17 protein-coding genes and 1 CRISPR repeat array (1 of these 18 cut by a window edge) are annotated in these 20588 nt (G+C 50.7%); of the genes, 6 read left to right on the forward strand and 11 right to left on the reverse strand.

Annotated elements, in window-relative coordinates; translation table 11 throughout:
• Positions 1-244: a CRISPR direct-repeat array (repeat unit 37 nt; unit sequence GTTTTAATCCCCTCTCGAGGATTTGGGTTATTCGAAT); it begins 9107 nt to the left of the window's first position.
• A gap of 252 nt (positions 245-496) precedes the next feature.
• Positions 497-799 (reverse strand): hypothetical protein, encoded by a 303-nt coding sequence (locus SE18_RS10545; RefSeq protein WP_054534419.1) that lies wholly within the window; start codon positions 797-799, stop codon positions 497-499.
• An 81-nt stretch (positions 800-880) separates the two neighbouring features.
• Positions 881-1519 carry a hypothetical protein gene (locus tag SE18_RS10550; protein WP_054534420.1) on the reverse strand — a complete coding sequence of 213 codons (639 nt, stop codon included), beginning with the start codon at positions 1517-1519 and terminating at the stop codon, positions 881-883.
• Positions 1520-1652: 133 nt separating this feature from the next.
• Here SE18_RS10550 and SE18_RS10555 point away from each other — a divergent pair, with 133 nt between their 5' ends.
• Complete coding sequence (locus SE18_RS10555; RefSeq protein ID WP_054534421.1) at positions 1653-2771, forward strand: CapA family protein; 1119 nt, start codon at positions 1653-1655, stop codon at positions 2769-2771.
• Between the two features lie 131 nt (positions 2772-2902).
• Here SE18_RS10555 and SE18_RS10560 read toward each other — a convergent pair whose 3' ends face one another.
• A complete protein-coding gene (locus tag SE18_RS10560; RefSeq protein WP_054534422.1) occupies positions 2903-4207 on the reverse strand; it encodes a peptidoglycan recognition protein family protein in 1305 nt (434 codons plus the stop codon).
• Between the two features lie 290 nt (positions 4208-4497).
• A complete protein-coding gene (locus SE18_RS10565; protein WP_054534423.1) occupies positions 4498-5364 on the reverse strand; it encodes a 4-hydroxybenzoate octaprenyltransferase in 867 nt (288 codons plus the stop codon).
• 258 nt (positions 5365-5622) lie between these two features.
• On the opposite strand from SE18_RS10565, the gene serC reads away from it, so the two are divergent.
• Both serC and SE18_RS10575 read left to right on the forward strand, forming a co-directional pair.
• Positions 5623-6705 carry a 3-phosphoserine/phosphohydroxythreonine transaminase gene (gene serC / locus SE18_RS10570; RefSeq protein WP_054534424.1) on the forward strand — a complete coding sequence of 361 codons (1083 nt, stop codon included), beginning with the start codon at positions 5623-5625 and terminating at the stop codon, positions 6703-6705.
• A gap of 591 nt (positions 6706-7296) precedes the next feature.
• Positions 7297-7791: a lysozyme family protein gene (locus SE18_RS10575; RefSeq protein ID WP_054534425.1), complete on the forward strand. Its 495-nt coding sequence runs from the start codon at positions 7297-7299 to the stop codon at positions 7789-7791.
• Here the strand turns inward: SE18_RS10575 and SE18_RS10580 are convergent.
• From SE18_RS10580 to SE18_RS10610, 7 genes are all read right to left on the reverse strand, one after another.
• A complete protein-coding gene (locus SE18_RS10580; RefSeq protein WP_054534426.1) occupies positions 7788-8147 on the reverse strand; it encodes a response regulator in 360 nt (119 codons plus the stop codon). The genes SE18_RS10575 and SE18_RS10580 overlap by 4 nt on opposite strands.
• A gap of 130 nt (positions 8148-8277) precedes the next feature.
• A complete protein-coding gene (locus SE18_RS10585; protein ID WP_054534427.1) occupies positions 8278-9744 on the reverse strand; it encodes a sensor histidine kinase in 1467 nt (488 codons plus the stop codon).
• Between the two features lie 65 nt (positions 9745-9809).
• Positions 9810-10715 carry an NAD(P)-dependent oxidoreductase gene (locus SE18_RS10590; RefSeq protein ID WP_054534428.1) on the reverse strand — a complete coding sequence of 302 codons (906 nt, stop codon included), beginning with the start codon at positions 10713-10715 and terminating at the stop codon, positions 9810-9812.
• Positions 10716-10744: 29 nt separating this feature from the next.
• Positions 10745-11287, reverse strand: a complete 543-nt coding sequence (locus tag SE18_RS10595) for a carboxymuconolactone decarboxylase family protein (RefSeq protein WP_054534429.1) — start codon at positions 11285-11287, stop codon at positions 10745-10747.
• A 142-nt stretch (positions 11288-11429) separates the two neighbouring features.
• Positions 11430-12743, reverse strand: coding sequence for a peptidase MA family metallohydrolase (locus SE18_RS10600; protein WP_083469834.1), 1314 nt, complete (start codon positions 12741-12743; stop codon positions 11430-11432).
• An 11-nt stretch (positions 12744-12754) separates the two neighbouring features.
• Positions 12755-13868 (reverse strand): peptide chain release factor 2 gene (gene prfB, locus SE18_RS10605; protein ID WP_152976610.1). Its coding sequence is split into 2 segments (ribosomal slippage): positions 12755-13792 and positions 13794-13868, totalling 1113 coding nucleotides; the frame shifts between segments, so codons are not numbered across the junction.
• Between the two features lie 459 nt (positions 13869-14327).
• Entirely contained in the window at positions 14328-16955 is a 2628-nt protein-coding gene (locus tag SE18_RS10610; protein WP_054534432.1) for a right-handed parallel beta-helix repeat-containing protein, read from the reverse strand.
• 877 nt (positions 16956-17832) lie between these two features.
• Here SE18_RS10610 and SE18_RS10615 point away from each other — a divergent pair.
• The 3 genes from SE18_RS10615 to SE18_RS10625 are packed head-to-tail and all read left to right on the forward strand — an operon-like array spanning position 17833 to position 20588.
• The gene (locus SE18_RS10615; RefSeq protein WP_054534433.1) at positions 17833-18183 is read left to right on the forward strand and encodes a hypothetical protein; all 351 of its coding nucleotides are present in this window, start codon (positions 17833-17835) and stop codon (positions 18181-18183) included.
• A gap of 19 nt (positions 18184-18202) precedes the next feature.
• Positions 18203-19126 (forward strand): AraC family transcriptional regulator, encoded by a 924-nt coding sequence (locus tag SE18_RS10620; protein ID WP_160319496.1) that lies wholly within the window; start codon positions 18203-18205, stop codon positions 19124-19126.
• Positions 19110-20588, forward strand: a complete 1479-nt coding sequence (locus SE18_RS10625; RefSeq protein WP_054534435.1) for a hypothetical protein — start codon at positions 19110-19112, stop codon at positions 20586-20588. Before SE18_RS10620 ends, SE18_RS10625 begins: the two co-directional genes overlap by 17 nt.

Genomic DNA, 20588 nt, shown 5'->3' on the forward strand with positions numbered 1-20588 from the left:
GAGGATTTGGGTTATTCGAATGTACGCTACCATCATTGCAGTGACCCTGTTATAGTAGGTTTTAATCCCCTCTCGAGGATTTGGGTTATTCGAATTGCCTGAACAGTACGCTCGCGAGATGGTTGCCGATTGGGTTTTAATCCCCTCTCGAGGATTTGGGTTATTCGAATTGATCGGTGTCGAGTTTGGCGCTGCCAGCAGCAACCGGTTTTAATCCCCTCTCGAGGATTTGGGTTATTCGAATATACCCCAATTTTCATGGCTTTGCAAGGCCCTAAAACGTGCGCTTTGCGCGGTCCGTTGCAAAACACTGATTTCAGCTCCCTTTTTGCCCATAAAAATGACCCTAAAATCACGTTTTAGCCCATTCTAATGCGATCGCGCGGCTCTCAAACACATTTGTGCCCCTATACCGTCCTAAAACCACAAACGGCTCGCAAATCGGAGCCGCTTGTGGGAGAGAAGAGAGAGGAGAAGGTTTGATTGTATTATAGCATCATTCTGGCATATGTTCAGCAACGGTCATGGTTGTAATCAACGACATTGCCACATGGCCTTCAAGCACACTCATCGCATGATTATGATGAATCGAAACAACCGTATAGCCCGCAGCAAATTCTTGGCGCAAGCTTGCCTGAAGTTCAGTCATATTCAGCTCAATCAACGATTTAAGCAGCTCTTCTAACGATAGATTGATCGCGGCTGTGCTGGGCCGACTGGAAACACTCGCCAAACTCTGCTCAGTAATCGGCAACGAACGGACGCTTGTCTCGGTAAACACATGCATTTTGCCTAACATTCGATGCTCCTATCCAACAAATTAGGATTTAAACACCTGCTGTAGCAACAATCGTTCCCAATAGCTCGCCATGGGCAGTGCTTATTGCAAAGCAAAATGTTCAGCATCAGGATTATCACTCTGATCGCGATTGATCACCAACAGGGGATTGGGCTCGTCAAGCGCCACCAAAATTGGAAAATAAATTTCCAGCTCAGCACCTTGCGCAACCACAGTATCAAAGCGTGGCTCAAAACAGCATGGCAGGCCTTGCATCGCCTTCACTGCATGATATTCACCCTTTGAAAAAACCAAAAGCACAACCTGCTCCCCATCAAAGCTAACTGACGCTACCTCAGAATTGTGATGGCTGATTTTCGCCCGTACCAAGCCAACTTCATAGCCAGCAGGCGACCCAGCGTAGGCTGGATCAAGTGCAGCAATCGTTGCCAAGGCTTGCTCGCCCCGCTCAAAATGCACAACTTCGAAGGCAAACGAAAGGGTTGTACTTGCCAAAATCAACATTTCACCTTTGCCGATTGGTTTTTTGGCGCTTGCTAACTCAAAAAAATCGTCTAGTTCAGCGTCATCAAGATAGGTTACCGTCACTTCAATGACCTGCTCAATGGGGGTTGTGGTAGCGTTTGAGATTGCGGCAGTTGGTGATTGAGCCTGATTGCGGCCACAGGCCACCAGCAACAAGCCAAACACCAGCCCAACCATAAATCGTCGTAAGCGCATAACTCCTCCTTACTTTCGAGCCTGCTAGCGCTACGCAGCCAGAATCGCAAAGGTTGCTACCCCAATGCTCAATCCTTCATCCTATGCTACTCTATCGCCACGTGAACAACCCTAACAAGGAAGGATATTGTGCATGCGGCGTTTGAGTTTTTGGATTCTGCTTGGAATTTTGGCGGCATGTGGCAGCAGCACGCCCAGCGAGCCAAGCCAACAAGCACTTGCCCCCACCGCTATGGCGACTGCAACCGCAACAACTGCCCCCACCAATCCGCCTCCACCAACCAACACCACAATTCCCACGGCAACCAACGAGCCAAGCCCCACCCCTGAGCCAAAGCTCGAATTGGCGATTGTTGGCGATATTATGCTGGCCCGTTCAATTGGCGAGCGCATTCTGAGCGATGGCCCCGAACCAGTGTTTGCTGGCGTCTACGCCGATTTAGTTAACGCCGATTTGACGATTGGCAACCTTGAAACCGCCGTTGCCGATACTGGCGAGCCAGCACCCAAGGCCTATCGTTTTTTAGCACCGCCAGAAAGCATCGATAGCCTTAGCAATGCAGGCTTCGACCTGGTTTCATTGGCCAATAATCATAGTTTGGATTGGGGCGAATCAGCGCTGAGCGAAACCATTGGCTTGTTAAATCAAGCAAATATTGCCAATGTTGGGGCTGGCATGAATGCAGAACAAGCCTATCGCCCAGTGATTCTTGAAAAAAATGGCTTGCGCCTAGCATTTTTAGCCTACGTTGATGTGCCAGTTGAAAATGGCGGCTTTGTGACCGAATCATGGACAGCGACCGCAGATCAAGCAGGCCTTGCTTGGGCCGAGCCAGCAGTGATTGCCGCCGCTGTTACAGCAATTCGCCCAAGTGTCGATCATGTAATTATTTTGCTGCACAGTGGCTATGAAGGAGTTAATCAACCAAACGAGATTCAGCGTAGCAATGCCTACGCAGCCTTGGATGCAGGCGCGACGCTGGTGCTTGGCGCGCATCCGCATGTGCTGCAAGGCTACGAAGCGCGGCCAAACGGCCAATTTATTGCCTGGAGTTTAGGCAATTTTGTCTTCGATGGCTTCGATGGCACGCCCAGCCTCGATAGCGCAATTTTGCATTTAACCCTCGATAAAAGCGGCGTTATCGGCTCGCGCTGGACTCCAGTCCGCTTGGTCGATGGCTATCCGCAAGCACTCGATCCAGCCAGCGACGGCGCCTATATCATCGAAACCATTGAGCAGTTAAGTCAGTAGAAGGTGGGGATTGGGGATCGGTTGTTGGGGATCGGTAGCAACTCGTGACGATTTCAACGCAGAGGCGCAGAGCAGCGTGGTAAGTTACTTGCTCTGCGCCTCTGAAATTAGTTCTTTTTCGGTATTAAATTCTAACCCTTGCGGATTGCCTCGGCGCGGGTGACAAACTTATTGGCATATTCTGCGTCATTTGTCCACGTATTGTTCAAACCAGCCAAGGTTTTGGCAACGCCACGCAGATTGGCTGGAATGTTGCCATGGCGTGGGTTGCGGATCATCATCTTTTTTTGGGTTTCGTTGGCTTCATCATCACGCAACGCCAAGGCCAATAATTGGCCAAGATGCGCCTGCACCGCGCCGTCCCAAGTGCTGAATGAAAGCCCACCTTCTTGGCGCACGCCCAAGCCTGCCGGATTGCGCTTTGGTCGCGCAGCCCAGCCCGAAGTCAAGCCAGCGGTTTCAAAAATGCACTGCGCCGCCGCCAGAAAAGGATCAAGCCCAACGCTTGGCGCGTAGACCCAGTAATAGCCCATAATTGTTTCAACATCGTTCTTGTATTCTGAGTTTTGGGGCAGACTTTTGCGAATAAAGCCAATTGCCTTTTCGCGGCTGCCCGAGGGCGTAGCGCTCAACAATGGCGTGGTGGCAGTAATTGGGCTATCAAGTAGCGGCACGCTTTGCACATTATTCAAACGATCAACCGCATTTTGAATTGTGCTGATGTAGTAGGCTTCGCTGATTGCAGCACCTGGGCATGAGGGTTTGTTATAATCGCGATGCGACGAAATGCCACCGCCAAATTTTTGATGGCGAATTTCAAAGCTGTTTAATTTGCGTTTAAGCACCGCCACCGCATGGCCAACCAAGGCTGCAACCGGAGCCGACCACTGGGTATTTTCAAAATAGCCACATACTTCGATGCCGATTGAATATTGCAAGGTGCCTTTGCTATCGCGATAGCCATTGCCTTGGGCCGCGTGAATCCCTTGGTCATACATCGGCGTAAACAGCCAAATCCAGGTTTCATCAATAAACAGGTGCGGGCCACGATCCCAGCCAGCGCCAGTGCGATAATATTCGCGCAAGGTTTCTAGTTGCTTAAGCCGTTTGCGATAAATTTGGCCTTCGCTCAAGCCAGTTTCTTGGCTATCCCAACGCCAGCCCGATGGATAGGGCGCGGCGGCAGTGCTTGGCACGGCAGTATGGTGCAAAACGACAAAATTGGGTGGAATTGCCCCAAAATCATAGCTATCAACATAATGGCTAAATTCTTCTGCTTTGAGACCTTGACCAAGATACAAAAACTGTTCAACAGGCACAACCCCACGCGTGCCTTCCTCGCTGAGCGTATCTTCATGGGGCATTGCATCTTTGGGATCAGGCAAATCAAACGGCGGTAGCGGCTCGTCGTGCAGCGGCTGGTTAGCATCAGTCATCGCTTGGTCTCCTTCGCACAAAACACCGAGAACAGCCCAATTATATAATTCGATGGATGTGGTTGGCTAGGCACAATTTTAGGCTTTCGCCAATGGATAAATCATCACCAATACAAATTTCTGATTCGCCACCCGATCACAGTAATCGAAATAGTCAATTTTAGGGGGTGCAGGGGGATGAAAACCCCCTGCGTTTCCCTCCGGTGGAGGGACGGAAGGGTGGCGAATCAGATAGAGAAATTGCATTTGGATTAGGAATCAGCTATAAATCCAGCCCCAAAAACTAGCAATTAATTGCCAACATACAAACTTGTGAGGGTGAAGAGGAACAACACGCCTGCAATGTAGCTATTGACATTGAAAAAGGCAATATCAATTTTGGAAAGATCGCGCGGGTTGATCAAGCTGTGTTCATAGACCAATAAACCTGCGGCAGCAGCAACCCCAACATAAAACGGCCAACTGAGGCTTAACAAAACCCCAACTGCCAACAGCAAGCTAATCATGGCCACATGGCAAATTTTGGCAACCAACAGCGAGGTGGCAATGCTGAAGCGGGCTGGCAACGAGTGCAAACCTTCCTTGCGATCAAAATCAACATCTTGGCAAGCATAAATCAAATCAAAACCAGCAATCCAAATGCCCACCGCTCCCGCCAACAAGAGCATCGCAGGCCGAAAATGGGGATCAACCGCCAGCCAGCCGCCAGCTGGAGCAATCGCATCGGTGAAGCCTAAGCCAAAGTGACACAACCAGGTAAAGCGTTTCATATACGAATAGCCACTTAACGCAATTACAGCAATTGGCGAGAGCAACAAACACAAAGGATTGAGCAACCCAGCAGCAACCACTAAAATAACCAACGAAACCAAGCCAACAATCAAGACCGATTTAGCCGAAAGCGTGCCAGCAGGAATTGGGCGGATGCTGGTGCGCGGGTTGCGAGCATCAAAATGGCGGTCAAGGTAGCGATTAAACGACATCGCGGCGGTACGCGCGGCCACCATGGCCACGGTGACCAAAATCAGCGGTTGCCAACCAGGAAACTGTTTGTTGGCCAAAAACAGCCCCAAATAGGCGAAAGGCAAAGCAAAAACCGTGTGTTCAACCTTAATATTGATCGCGGTTTGCTGCAAAGTGTGGCGTAAACTTGTCATGCTGCGTTTCCTATTGATGATAAACAAGAATCTGCTTGCATTATATAGCAGTCGTATGGCGCTGGTAATCCTACTTTGTGCTCGACATATGGGCTAGCTCATCGAATTAAGTAGGCTTTGACTTTTATGCCAGCATTCCCTACAATGTGCCTTGTATCACAAACCTGGCAATGCTGCCTGAGCTAGACGACCGCCTCGTGTTCGACGTTGAATACGTTTGGACAGGGGCTTTTTTTGTTTGCGCCGAGGAGTGTACCCATGACGGTCTATAACTTCAATGCTGGTCCTGCGATTTTGCCACCCACTGTTTTGAGCCAAGCCCAAGAAGAACTCCGCGATTTTGCGGGCACTGGGATTTCGGTGATGGAAACCAGCCACCGCTCAAAAGAATTCGAAGCGATCAATAACGAGGTCGAAGCACGCTTCAAGGCCTTGCTAGGGATTGAAAGTGGCTATCGGGTATTGTTGCTACAAGGGGGAGCCAGCACCCAATTTGCCATGATTCCACTCAATTTCTTGGCTGCGGATGCGGTTGCCGATTATATCGTAACTGGTGTGTGGGCTGAAAAGGCGCGTGACGAAGCCCAAAAAATCGGCAAGGTGCATATTGCAGCCGACACCGCCGCCGATAAACACAATCGGATTCCTACCCAAGCAGAGCTACAATTTAGCGAAAATCCTGCTTATGTCCACTTGACCACCAACAACACGATTTATGGTACTCAATGGCAAACCATCCCCGAAACCAACGGCGTGCCGATTGTGGCCGATATGAGCAGCGATATCTTCTCGCGGCCTTTTGATGCCAGCAAATTTGGTTTGGTCTACGCAGGAGCGCAGAAAAACCTCGGCCCTTCGGGTGTCACCGTGGTTTTGATTCGCGAAGATTGGCTGGATAAAGGCGCGAAGAACGTGCCCACGATGTTGCGCTACAGCACCCACGCCAAAAACAATTCACTTTACAACACTCCACCAACCTTTGGTGTATATATGCTCAACCTCGTTTTAGGCTGGATTCAAGAGCAAGGTGGCTTGGCAGGTATGGCCGAATACAACACCCGCAAAGCCAACATCGTCTACAACACGATCGACAATTCTGGCGGGTTCTATCGTGGTCATGCAGTTGCCGATAGCCGTTCGCAAATGAATGTTACCTTCAATCTGCCTAACCAAGAGCTTGAAAAGCAATTTTTGGCCGAAACCAAGGCCCAAGGGATGCTCGGTTTGCCTGGCCACCGTTCGGTCGGCGGGGTGCGAGCCTCGATCTACAATGCAATGAGCATTGAAGGAGTCGAAGCCTTGGCAAGCTTCATGGCTCACTTTGCAGCCAAACACGGCTAAATAATGCACTAAGTGTACGTCCTCGGTTATGGCTTGGTGAGGCCAGCGCCGAGGGCGTGCAAAGAACATAGAGCAAAGAACATAGAACATAGGAATTTAACCGCGAAGCGCACGAAGAGCGCGAAGGACGTTTTTAGCCACAGATTGCACAGATTGGTTTGATTATCTTCCACTAGCCCAAAGCCGATAGCCCATAGCCATCGGTTCTCTGCGCCTCTACGTTAAAGAAAAGTTTCTTAGCTACGAATTCCACGAATTGCCCGAATACGTATTTTTAGCCACAGATTGCACAGATTGGCTCAGATTATCAATTTCCCCCAATAGCCCTTCATCCCTTATCCTTCATACTTTCGTGGCGCTGCGCCGCTGCGTTAAATGCTGATTCACGAAGGACACGAAGATCACGAATGATTGATTTTGCATCCCTCATCCCTTATTTAGCCACAGATTGCACAGATTAGCTCAGATTATGAATTTCCCCACCAGCCCATAGCCTAATCCTTTCATCCTTCATCCTTACTCTTGCCCGTTGGTATCTTTTTTGCTATAGTGGTCGCGATTTCTAAAAAATCGGTTAATTGAGGTCGGTGTATGCGTTCATTTGTGGTCTACTTATTGCTTTTGGGCTTGGTGGCGTGTGGCCAGCCAGAGCATGTTGCAACAACCCAACCAACCTTGGGGCTGATTCTGAGCAAGCCTAGCCCAGCACCTATGGTCAGTACACCGACTGTAACCATAGTAAGCGGAGCAACCAGCCCAACCCAAGCGCTGGGCGGCACTCCCAGTATTGCAGCAGACGATTGGCAAAGCCAATACCGCGCTTGGATTAACGAAGCACGTCAAACCCATCCCTATAGCGAAAGTAGCGAACTGATGTGGAATGTGATGATCTGCGAATCGAGCGGAAATCCCACCATTCAAGGCCCAGGCGAGCTGATTGGTTTATTTCAATATCAGCCAAGCACCTGGGCTGGAACGTGGAACCCATATCGCGATCAGCCAATTACTGATCCACGAGCGCAAATATTTGCCACCGCCAAAGCTTGGCACGATGGCAACCAACAATGGTGGGGCGTGTGTCTCTAATTATTCATCAAGGTTTCAACAGTATCGAACAAAATATCTAAGGTAAACGGCTTAAACAAAAATTGCCCATACAGTTGAGTCTGGTCACGGCAATCAACGGCGCTCATAAATACAAATGACGGTGCGCTTGGCCCGAATTCGCGTTGGACTAATTCAGCCATTTTGATGCCATCCATAAACGGCATCATCACATCGGTTAGCACGAGGGCTGGCTGAATGCGCTGCGCGGCTTCGAGACCACGGCGGCCATCATAGGCCACCTCAACCGTATAACCTTCGTCTCGCAGGGCATCGGCGATCATGTCTGCGATTGAATCTTCGTCATCAACGATCAATATCTGTTTTCCAGCAACCACACAATGACTCCTTTTATCGCCGTGGGACATTCCAACGCCGATGATCGATGACCATCAGCGTTTGCTCCTCGGAACTATTGAATTATAGAGATAAACAAAACTATCCAGCAAGATTTAGACCAATAGGCCCTTATGGCTGAATTGGGTCAAGCGGTAAGCTCACAGTAAAGCAACTCCCGTGGCCCAAACCGTCCGATTCAACCTTAATGCTCCCACCATGCGCCCGAACCACTGCGCGAACGGTATATAGACCAAGACCTGTGCCACCAACGCGTTGGGTATGGCGGCCTCTGGTAAAGCGCTCAAAAATTCGTTCGAGATCTTGGGGGTCAATCCCCAAGCCAGCATCGCAAATGCTGAGCAGCACGGTTTGGGCTTCAAGCGCGAGTTTCACAACCACTGCGGTCTCATCGGCGCTATATTTCAAGGCGTTATCGAGCAAATTCCAAATCACCCGCTCCATCCAAATTGGGTCAACCCGCAGTCTTGGCACTGCATGCAGTTCCATCGCAATCCGCGGATTAGCCAAACCACCATTGATTGTAGTGACTAATTGAGCCACCAAATCGCCAAAATCTAGTAATGAAGGATTAATCAACGTTTCGCCAGCGTTGATTCGAGCAACGTCGACAAGCAACGAGAGATAATCACGCATGCGATCGGATTGGGCAATAATCGATTGTAAGCGATTAAGTTCGCGTTCGCTGCGATTTTCGGTTTTAGCGCGGCGCAACAGCAAATCGGCACTTCCACGGATGGTCGTCAACGGATTTTTCAAATCGTGGACAATAGTAGCAATGGCGTTATCACGATCGCTTTCTTGCAATTTCCAACCAGTAATATCTTGAAAGACGGCAACAGCACCGATTAAATTACCTAGATTATCGTGAATTGGCGAGGTATTGGCCAAAATTGGAATTTCGCTGCCATCAGGGCGGCGCAAAATCAATTCATGCTTCAAAAATGGCTCGCCTGTTTTGAGCACCCGCGCAATCCCCGAATCGCCAGTAGGCAAACGTGTTCCATCAGGTTTATGTAAACCAAAATGATTATAGCCAGCGATAGGCACGGCGTGTAGCGGGTGTTGCCACAATTGCTCGGCCTGACGATTGGCCAAAATCAAACGCCCATCGGGAGCCAAACCAACCACCACGCCTTCGGGCAACACATCGATAATGCTTTGTAACAATGATTGATGCAGATCGCCAAAATTCTCGTGCTCATGTGGCTCGACATAGCTGGTGCGTAAACGCCCAATCCAGCCCTCAAGCAAGGCCTGAATAATCATCACTTGGGCTGGGCTAAACTTGTGAGCAGGATTAAATTTGACCGCGTAAAAGGCTTCATAAACAAAAATCAAGGTTGCTTGTTCGCCGTTCAAGGCCTGCTCGGCGCTCATCATTTGGCCTTCTGGCTGGCCTTCTGCTGGCGTAACACAGTGATATTCACCAGCAGCGGTGCGGCTCCAAATTGTTACCTCAACCTGAAAAGCAGCACTTAGGGCCTCGGCCAATGCAACCAACGATTGTGGCGCTTCGGTTGTAATACGGCGCGAAAAGTCTTCAATCATAGCCCATTCGCGGCTGGTTATATTCATTCGGCGTTCCTTCCACATAGCGCATGGTTACACAACAGCGTTAGCTTAATCCGAGGAGCGTTAGCTTAATCCGAGGTTGGTTTAATTGGGCGACCAATAATGGCTTCGTAGCGTTGGGCGAGGGCGGTGTAATCTGAGCGTGGGTCAAGCGCTTTTTGGGCCACCCACATTTGTTGGGCTAAGCCACCAGCCCACAAGGGCACGCCACTAGCACGCGCAGTATCCATCACAGCGTTAAGATCTTTGGCCAATAATTCAGCTGCAAAGCCTTTGTTGTAATCGCCGCTGAAGATAGTTTCGGGTAGCCAACGCTCAAGCAGATAATTCGAGGCCGTAGCATTCAACAAAACATTGCGAATCGTCTCAGCTTCCACGCCATTGGCCACACCAAAGGCCAAGGCTTCGATATTGGCCATCGCAATAATACTAATGGCGAGATTATTACATAGCTTGACGACTGAACCAGATCCACTAACTCCAATATAGCTGACTGCGCCACCAAGCACCGCCAAAACCGCCTGACAGCGTTCAAATGTGCTTGGTTCGCCACCCACCATAATTGCCAAATCGCCAGTTTTAGCCCGAGCTGGGCCACCGCTGACTGGAGCATCGAGCATGGCTATGTGGCGTTCTGCAAGTTTGGCCGCAATTGCGCGGCTGGCGGTCGGCGCAATTGTGCTCATATCAATACAAATGCTGCCCGCAGCCATACCCAATGCAGCACCATTCGTGCCAAGCAACGCAGCCTCGACTTGCGGCGCATCGGGAACCATCGTAATCACAATATCGCTGTTTGCGCCCAAGGCTTGGTAATTTTCGGCAATCGTTGCGCCATGCTGCGCCAATTGCTCGGCGGCTTCGCGGCGTTGGTGCACGCCGACGGTTAATTGATAGCCAGCTTGCAGCAAATTTGCCGCCATTGGTGCACCCATCGCGCCCAACCCGATCAAGCCAATCCGTGGTTTTTGCATATTTATTTCCTTGCTAGCACAGCCAAAATTTAGGCTTCAGGCCACCCTGGCTCAGTAATCGCCATATCAAGTGCATCGTTGAACCGATTAAACATCGAAAACAGGCTGGTAGTGGCGGTTAATTCAACAATTTCGCCTTCATCGAAATGCTCGCGCAAACTAGCCCACAATTCATCGCTGATGCCTTTGGCGTTGAGGGTTACTTGTTCGGCGTAGCGCAACGCCACCCGTTCGCGCTCAGTCCAGCGTGAATCATCGGGCGATTGCAGGGCATCGATATTTTCTTGCGAAAGCCCAAGGTTGCGCAAAATCGTTGAGTGCGAGGTTAAACAATAGGCACATTCATTTAATTGCGATGTGCGCACCACAACCATCTCTTTTAGGCGCAGGTCAAGCGTGCCAGTGCTGAGCACTGCACTCATTAAATTGCTGGCGGCAATCATCATCTCTGGGCGGCGGGCAAAGGTGCGAAACATATTTGGTACATTGCCACGTTTGGCATAAAAGCCCTCAAATACCTTGAGCGATGCGGGATCGACTTCGTTGGGCGCAAGTGGTTTTAATCGGGGCATGACACAAAACCTCCACTAAGCCAAATTCGACGGGTTGCATGCTACCACAATCAACAAAACAGAGGAAATGCCATAAGCAAACCCGCCCAATGGTTGAGAACCCTGGGCGGGTTGCATATTGCGATAAGTCAAATCCGCTGGTTTAGTAGCGAGGTTGGCGGCTGCTACGAATAATCCAAATCGTGCCCGATACGATCAGCACTAAGCCCCCAATGCCTGCTAGCCAAATCCACAATGGCACTGCTTGGTTGGCTGCTTGAGCGTTTGGTTGGCCTGGGTTGCTCGGCGCCGAAGAACGCGGCTGCTCGCTAAATCGGTCGGCAGGAGCCGTATCATCGGGCAAGCTTTGGGCTGGGCCTGAGCCTTGGGCTGCTGGCAAGGTTGCGCGCCATTCGCTATCCAAGGTATCAAGGCTACGATTCAAGACCGTTTGCACCGCTACATCATCCGTTACGCCGCTTTTAAATTGAGCAACCAGCTTGGTGATTGACTCGATGCCATAGGTCGATTCGATGTAGCGCACCACACTTTCGCTTTGGGCATACGAAAGCAACGCTTTTTCGGGGTCGGATGGAAAGTTTGAGGCCAAAGCGCGTAACGGAATCAATTCGCCATTTTTGGCAGCGCGTTCGACCATTTGCTTAAAGCCAGCATCGGGCGAATCTTGGTTGGCCACCGCCAACCCTTCATCAAACCAGACTGGCATGCCGCCGTAGTTGTTGTCGGTGGCTTGATGTAAAACCAAGTGGCTCAATTCGTGGGGCACCAAGCGGCCTAATTCAGCCTGATCGCCAGCTTCGATTGAGCCAATAATCAAGCCAAGGTCTGGGCGAGCTTGGCCGCCAATCCAATCTGCTGAGTTGGGTGGCAAGGCTCCGCGCATATCGCGGGTATTGCTATAAATCGAAATCGTCATGGGATCATCGACCGAGCCACCAATCCGTTGCTCAAGCCGATCGAGGCCACCAAGTGCGCTATCGAGCAAATCTTGGCCCCATTGGGCATCGCCATCATACCAGCGCACCGTAATGCCACGCTCGCTTTTTTCTTGCCAATTGAAGCGCGTATCTTGGTAGAGCACCGATTGCTCTGGAGTTTCGGTAATCGTGCCATCTTCGGCAATCAATTGCCATTTGTAGCGCACAGTCACCCCAACAGGCAAAAATTCGACGCTGGTATCGCGGGTAAAGCTGGCCTTGATTGACGTGCCTGGTTGCCATGTGGCCTCGGCCTCGGTATAGGCTGGTACATCGCCTGGCTGCACCCCAAAGGCATATAAAAACGCTACTTCGCGAATTGGCGAGCTTGATTCGGCCTCAAGCTCAAAAACCACATCTTGGCCAAAGCTGCTGGTAGCCTCATTACGCGAAATTTTGGCTGGCTCAGCTGCCTGAGCTGTAGCTTGGAAGCCCAGCACCAGCAAACATCCCAACATCCACAACACTACTCGTCGCATACAAACCTCGCTTACTCTGCGCCTTCGGTTCTCCAGCGCAAGAAGGCATCGATAAATAGATTAATCTCGCCATCGAGCACTGCTTGAGTATTCGATGTTTCAACGTTGGTGCGATGATCTTTGACCCGCCGATCGTCAAGCACATACGAACGAATCTGATTGCCCCATGCTGCATCGCGATGTTCGCCTTTGAGTTTATTGCGTTCAGCTGCTTGGCGCGCCAGCTCGCGCTCCAACAAACGAGCACGCAAGACATTCATCGCGGTTTCTTTATTTTGCAATTGCGAACGTTCGTTTTGACAGGTCACGATAATTTCGTCGGGCGTGCCACCGCGATAAACCAAGCGCACAGCTGAGTCGGTGGTGTTGACGCCTTGGCCGCCATGACCGCCAGCCCGATAGACATCAACCCGCAAATCTTCGGGGTTGATTTTAACTTCGGCAGCATCATCGACCTCGGGCAGCACTTCGACCCGCGCAAACGAGGTATGGCGGCGATGGTTGGCATCGAAGGGCGAAAGCCGCACCAAACGATGAATTCCAGCCTCGGCCTTGGCATAGCCGTAGGCATAGGGGCCGCGCAATTCCAAGGTAGCACTTTTGATGCCTGCTTCTTCACCATCCATCAAATCAACGATGGTTGTGCGAAAGCCTTGGCTCTCACCCCAGCGGCTATACATGCGCAGCAACATCTGGGCCCAATCTTGCGATTCGACGCCGCCAGCGCCCGATTGAATTGAAATAAAAGCATTGGTGCTGTCGTATTTTTCGCCCAGCAAAATGCTCAATTCAAGCGTATCCACCGACTTTGCCAACACACTGACTTCACGCTCAATTTGGCTGAGTGAATCAGGATCGTCTGCTGAAAGTTGCAACAGATCGCGCAGGGTTGCCAAATCGCCAGCCAAACTATCCCACATTTTCAATTCCTCTTGCATGCGCGCGAGGCGTTGCAAAGTTGTTTGGGCTTGTTGCGGGTTGTCCCACAGGGCTGGATCGGCTGCTTGGTGCTCTAATTCATGCAGTTCTGCTTGTTTGGCAGCCCAGTCAAAGCCGCCCCCTTAGCGCATCGAACCGCGCTTGTAACGAGCTTAGTAATGCCCGAAGATCAATAAACTCTGTCATGAGGTTCCTCTAGTCGTTAAACAAAAGATCGAGCGCGATCAGCACTCGACCTCATGATACCCGAAAGCGCTTTTTTTGCGAAGAGTTGAAACCGCGAAGGCCGCAAAGAACAGGAAGTTTATTTTTTGAGCCACGAATTCCACGAATAGTAATTATTTGAGCTACAGATGCCACAGATTGGCTTGATTGTGTTCTCTGTTCTGCATCTCTCACCCGCATCTGAATCCTTTCCGTTGGCCCATAGCCATATCTTCTCTGCGCCTCTGCGTTGAAACCGCGACGGCCACAAAGAACACGAAGTTTATTTTTGAGCCACGAATTCCACCAATTGATTAGCCCAAAGCCTATAGCCTATAGCCATTTCGCCTTTGAGTTAAACCAATGATCAATAAATTTGGATTACCCAAAACAAAACCCCTCGCCCAAAGATTTGAGCGAGGGGTAGAAAGCGCTAAACCGCTAGTTGGTGACCCACGGCGCAAACACTCGATGGATTGCGGGAGTTGGCGTGGTGCTGGTTGCGGTCGCAGTTGGCGTATTGCTTGGCGTAACGCTTGGCTCAACCGTAACAGTCGTCGTTTGGGTGATGGTTACAGTGACAATAGCGGTCGCGGTTGCGGTGGCCGTCGCGGTTATTGTCGCGGTCGCAGTGGCTGTTTCGGTGGCTGTTGCCGTCAAGGTTGCCGTCGCAGTGGCCGTTTCGGTAGCCGTCGCAGTAATGGTTGCAATCTCGGTTGGCGTGTTGGTGGGCGTGTTGGTCGGAACCTCGGTCACGATTGCTGTCGCTGTATTCGTCGGTGTGTTGGTCGGAAGCTCGGTCACGATTGCTGTCGCCGTATTCGTCGGCGTGTTGGTCGGCATATTCGTCGGTGTGTTGGTTGGCATCGTGGTCGGTGTGTTGGTCGGTGTGTTGGTTGGCGTGTTGGTGCTGGTTGGCACAGCGGTATTGGTGCTGGTTGGGATTGGCGTCGCAGTTGCGTTGCTATCCACAATATTAATGACAATTTGATAGGCTGTACCTTGGGTGCCAGTACCGCCCGAACCAGTAAAGGTTGCAGCTTTGATCACGTGCGTGCCATGGCTTAGTGCTGGATTCATGGGCAAGAAATCGAGACCATTACTTTGATCGCCAGCGATTGAATAAGGCCGACCACTTTCGGTACGATAGATGGCGCTATCGACCCAAAAACGCACGCTGCCAATGCCCGTGGCTGGGGTAGTTGGCGCAACAATGCTAATATTGCGGGTGCCGAGGCTTGCATAATTAATCGTCACGCCATTGGGAATTGGATCATACAGCACTTGGTCGGTATCAGCATTGTACATGATCAAACGTGGCACATACGAGCCAGTTGGGGTTGGTGTGTTGGTTGGCACACTGGTTTCGCTGGCGGTTGGCTGAATATTGGTTGGCGTTGGCGTAATCACCGCGCCTGGCTGAGTGAAAACATTGCCAGTTGCCACGGTATTAGGGCCAATCACCACCAAATTATTGCTTGGATGATTGTAAATTGTGTTGTTGGTAATCGTGTTGAAATCGGTCAGATAATTAACTGGGGTGGTTGGTGGCACGGCCAAATTGGCTTCGCGCACGCCAAATTTCTGGGTGCCAGTCGTATTTTCAATAATATTATCTTGCACGGTATAGCGTTGGGCAGGGCCACGCTTGGAGAGCAAGTTGATTCCGGCGTAATCTTGATTGCCAGTGTTATTATCGCGAATAATGTTGCGGCGAATGATGGTATTGGCAGTGTTGCCACCGCCATTCACTTCAACCCCAGCCCGCACATTGCCTTCCATAATACTATCTTCGATGATGTTATCGGTATCGCGGGCAGAATTATCAGTATCGCCACCGCCTAAATCGCCAACCCCAGAGCCAGCGTTATTACGAAAAACGCTTTGGCGAATATTTACCCGTTGATTGCCCCAGCAATAGTACAAACCATCGCCAGCAGTACCGCGCGCAGCATAGCCAAGGTTACCAATCCCTTGGATTTTGACAAACTCTATATCGCGTGAGGTTGTGCCCGGGTGGAAGCCATGGCCGCGATTTGCAGTTGAAAGGCTATTGCTGACCGTGCTTTGATCGCACGATTGCAAACTTACACCATCGCTATGCCAATAGCGCACAGTAATATTATCGATTGTAACAAAGCGGCAAAAAACAAAGTTAATCGCCCCGATATAAAACTCATAAAAAGCAGGCTTTTGGTTAGTATTCCAGCCTTCAATCGTCAAGTCGCGCACGCCCATATTTTGCAAGCGATTATTGAAATTGGTTCCAAGCGCAAAAATCGCTGAATAGGCGTGAGATACGACCGAATTGGTTGGCACTGAAAGGGTCAGCGGTTTTTTGAGCGTAATCGTGTTGCTGCTCTGGTCGATCGAATCGACCATATTTTGCTCAACGCCCCAATTGCCAATCCCGGTGCCTTCGGTGCCTTTAATAATAATGCCTTCGCCTGGCTTAAACACCGAGGTATCGGCCACGCTAATTACATTGCTACCTTGAGTGGCGGCAGCGGTCAACTTCGTATACAAGCCATACGACACTTGTGAAACATTCGCGGTCAGCGGGTAATTGACTGCTCGATCAAGCGTTATCGTTTGGTTGGTGGTGTCGAGGCTCATAATTTCATACGAGCCAGGCAAAAAGCGTAGCTCGGTTGAGCGCCACACATACACAATCATGCCAACTCGGAAAGCAGCAATATTGGCGACTTTAATTGTCGAGAGATTGCTACCACCTTGGGTCACAAACACCCGTTGTTCGTTGCGGCCTGCCTTTAAAATCGTCTCAGGCCCGACCCCTTGCAACGTAACCCCGGTTTTCAAATCGAGGTAGGTTTCTAAGGTAAAGCTGCCAGCTGGCAAACGCACCGTACCGCCGCCTTGGGCCGCAGCAGCATCAATCGCTGCTTGAATGCCAAAATCGGGGGCTAATGGATTAAGATAGGGGGTTGCGTCAATCGTATTGGCAAACGCCGATTGTAACAGCCAACTAAATGAACCAAGACTGAACGCTAAAATGATAAGAGCACTAACTCCTGACCTGAATCGTTGTTGCACAAAGCTTGGCTGCATAGTTCCTCCGCGCCTGAACATGATGCTGAACAATAAAAAAGGAGCTACAACAGCCCCATGCATCATCTTCTGTGAGCCTTTAATCAAACGTGGAATTATTCAAAACGAGTTTGATTACTGACTCTTATTGTACTATGGCATACCATAGCGCATAGTGGCCTTTTTTCCTACAGGACTTTAGGCCTACTTGACGCGAAATCCCACCTTTATCGCTAACAAGGCTACCCCTTCAGAGTGAGTAGCCTTAGCCCAATTGGGCTATCAGCAGTGGTTAAACAGCATAAACACTCATCGCATTCATGCCATAGGTGTTTTGGGTTTGAGCGTTGCTCGTAATTCAGATCGGGCAAATTTGCTTCGGCCCAGCCCTCTGGTTAAGCAATCATTTGCCACATTGATGCTTGCCTGGTCAACAGTGGGTGAATGTGTGCGCTTGAAGCCTCGCTTACGCTCATCACTGATCGCCTGCTTGAGCAGTAGTATAGGGCAACTCGCCCTCTTGTCGAGTGTGCTGGTTAAGAATATTGACGATTTAACCCGAGCTATCAACGCATTATTATGGCTTTGTTAAGGCCTAAATTGGCATTCGCCTAGATTCAAGGCAATGTCGTTTTTTGTATAGTACCTGCTAGTACCTAGCTAAGCAGATTGTACAACCTGCACAAAAAGCTGCGGTTAAGCGCTGGTAGAATTGCCCGATAGCCCACATAGCCCAGCATGATATTGTATATACGAAGCCTCTGCTACACTCCTTGTACCAATACCTCACCTCGCCTGCCCATGCTCTCGATGATGCGAGCGTAGGCAGCAGCGATGCTCATTCTCGGCAATGACTGCCCCAAACGTCGATCCTCTACAGCAACGAAAGGACGCAGTTATGGGCATGTTTATGGGTGAGGGCACTCCAGTGCTCCTGCAAACAATCGTCGAATTTGAAGGCAAGGGTTTTTTCAACCCACAAATGCTTGATTTGCGCTATGTCGTGCCAGCCAACCGCACCACTGGCATGCTCTACTTTCGAGCAGGCAGCACCATCAGCAGCCTCGTTAATGTTTCAATTTTGCGCAATGGCCAGGTTTTACGCTATTTTCCAGTTGCCGCCGATTCAGCAATTCATGTGTCGCTTGCCATCGTTGAGGAACATCCCGCCGGAACCGTGCTCGACGTCTGTGTCGCTGGTGAAGGTAGTGGTCTGTTGATCCTCGATCTTGGCTACTTAGAAGTGTAGGCTGCGCATGAATGGATTGGTGCGTTTTCGAAACAACCTGCAATGGGCGACAACGCTGCCGCTCTTTCGCCGCCATGGCCTGAGCATTGAACGTCGCCGTTTTACCGACCAACGGCCATTAATGCCGCAACTCGAACGCTGGCGCAACTGGTCGATGCAATTGACCCTCAGTGGTACCCGTTATGTTAGTTATGGCGAGCGTAGCTTTTGCCAAGCGCCAACCTCGTTGGTGCTCACCAGCCCGCAGGCTGATCCCTTGCGGATTCGCTACTTGCCTGGTGCTACCACCGATTGGCTCAACTTGACCTGGACCAGCGAGGGTTGGCAACATTTTCTCAATCAGCATGCCCAGTTCAATCAACGCCATGGCTATTTGATTAAAGATGCAGCCCGTTCGCCCTTGTTGGCAGTGCGTTATGTGCCACCGCCAGCGCTGCACGCCGCACGCCAGTTGATCACAATCGCAGGCTTGCCCGAAGCGCCACCAGCAACCTTGGAAAACGCAGCAACCACGCTTTTGGCCCTACTCAGTGCGCTCGATTTTCAAACAAGCTTGCAAGGCTATGCACCAACTCAAGCCCAATCGGTCGAAAAAGCCCAAGCCTTAATGATGAAAAATCTCGAACGGCCACCAAGCATTAGTCAATTGGCTTCAAGCTTGCACATTAGCCCACGCCAACTGCAACGAGATTTTCTGGCCTGTACTGGGCTTAGCCCACTCAGCTATTTACAAATGCTGCGGCTCAGCGAGGCCAATATGCTGCTGGCCAGCACCAATTTGCCGATTGGCAGCATTGCCAGCCAACTTGGCTACGCCAGCGCTGCCCACTTTAGCGCCGCCTTCCGCCGTTTATATGCCTGCACGCCGCGCCAAATTCGCGAATACGACGACGATTTGATGCTTGATACTGTTATGGAGGATGCTCATGGCTGTTCAAATTGAAACGATCAAAAAGCTCAAAAATGGCCTCGATGTCCTGCCCGATCTGTATCGCTATGCTAGCTTGGGCTTCGCCGCGATTCCCGAAGATGAGATCGAACGCTTGAAATGGTATGGTTTGCTGCATCGCAAACAAACCCCAGGTTTTTTTATGCAGCGCCTGCGGATTCCCAACGGCATTTTGAGCACCCGCCAAATGCGCGCCATCGTCAGCGTTTCACGCGATTTTGGCCGCAATACTATGGATTTGACGACCCGCGAGAATATTCAATTGCGCTGGCTGCGAATCGAAGACGTACCAGAAGTGTTTCAACGGTTGCAAAATGTTGGCCTGACCTCACAACAAACTGGGCTTGATAATTATCGCAATGTGATGGGCTGCCCTTTGGCTGGCCTGCACCACGAAGAAATTTTCAACGCTGCGCCAATTGCTCAAAGCGTGTCGTTGGCCTTACTTGGCCGCGAATTTAGCGATTTGCCACGCAAATTCAACATTACGATTAGCGGTTGTTCGCACGATTGTGCCCATAGCCGAGCCAACGATATTGGCATGACTCCTGCCGCCAAGGAAATTAATGGCTATCGCGTGCTTGGTTTTCACGTAGCACTCGGCGGAGCCTTGGGTGGCACAACCCCGCAACTCGGCCAAGATGCAGGCATCTTCTTGACTACCGAACAAGCCTTGCCCTTCTGTCGCGCTGTGTTGAGCGTGTTTCGCGATAATGGCTCGCGCGAAAAACGCACTGAAGCCCGATTGAAATGGCTGATTCGCGAGTGGGGCATGGCGCGCTTTATGGCCGAAGTTGAAAAAGTCTTTGGCCAGCCATTCTTTAGCGCTGGCGAATCGTTGCTGGCAGCCCACAACGGCGATCACTTAGGCGTGCACAAACAACAAGACCAAGGCTTTATAACCGTTGGGTTGTTGGTGCCAGTTGGTCGCACCAATGCTCAGCAAATGGCCGAAATTGCTGATTTGGCTGATGCCTATGGCACTGGCGAGTTGCGCTTAACTCCCGACCAAAACATTCTGATTCCGAATGTGCATGAAACCTGCCTCGACCGCTTATTGGCCGAGCCACTATTGCAGGTGCTCCAACCGCATGCACCTGGTGCCTTGCGCGGCTTGGTCAGCTGCACTGGTCGCGATTATTGCCACTTTGCCTTGAGCGACACCAAAGAATTGTCATTACAAGTTGCCGAAGAATTAGCCAGCTTGATTCCTGCCGAGCGGCGGGTCGATTTGAAAGTTTCTGGCTGTGTACACGCCTGCGGCCAGCACCACGTTGGCGAAATTGGCTTGCAAGCGCAACGGTTGCGGCTTGAAGATGGCAGCATCGTTGATGCCTTCGATCTCTTTGTTGGTGGCAATCATCAGCAACTGGCGACCCTCAAAGCACGCAAAATTCCGGTTGATCAATTGGCTGGACGGATTGCTGCTGAACTCGCCATTTTGGATGGGAAATAA

The organism is Herpetosiphon geysericola, from assembly GCF_001306135.1.
GTDB classification, from domain to species: domain Bacteria; phylum Chloroflexota; class Chloroflexia; order Chloroflexales; family Herpetosiphonaceae; genus Herpetosiphon; species Herpetosiphon geysericola.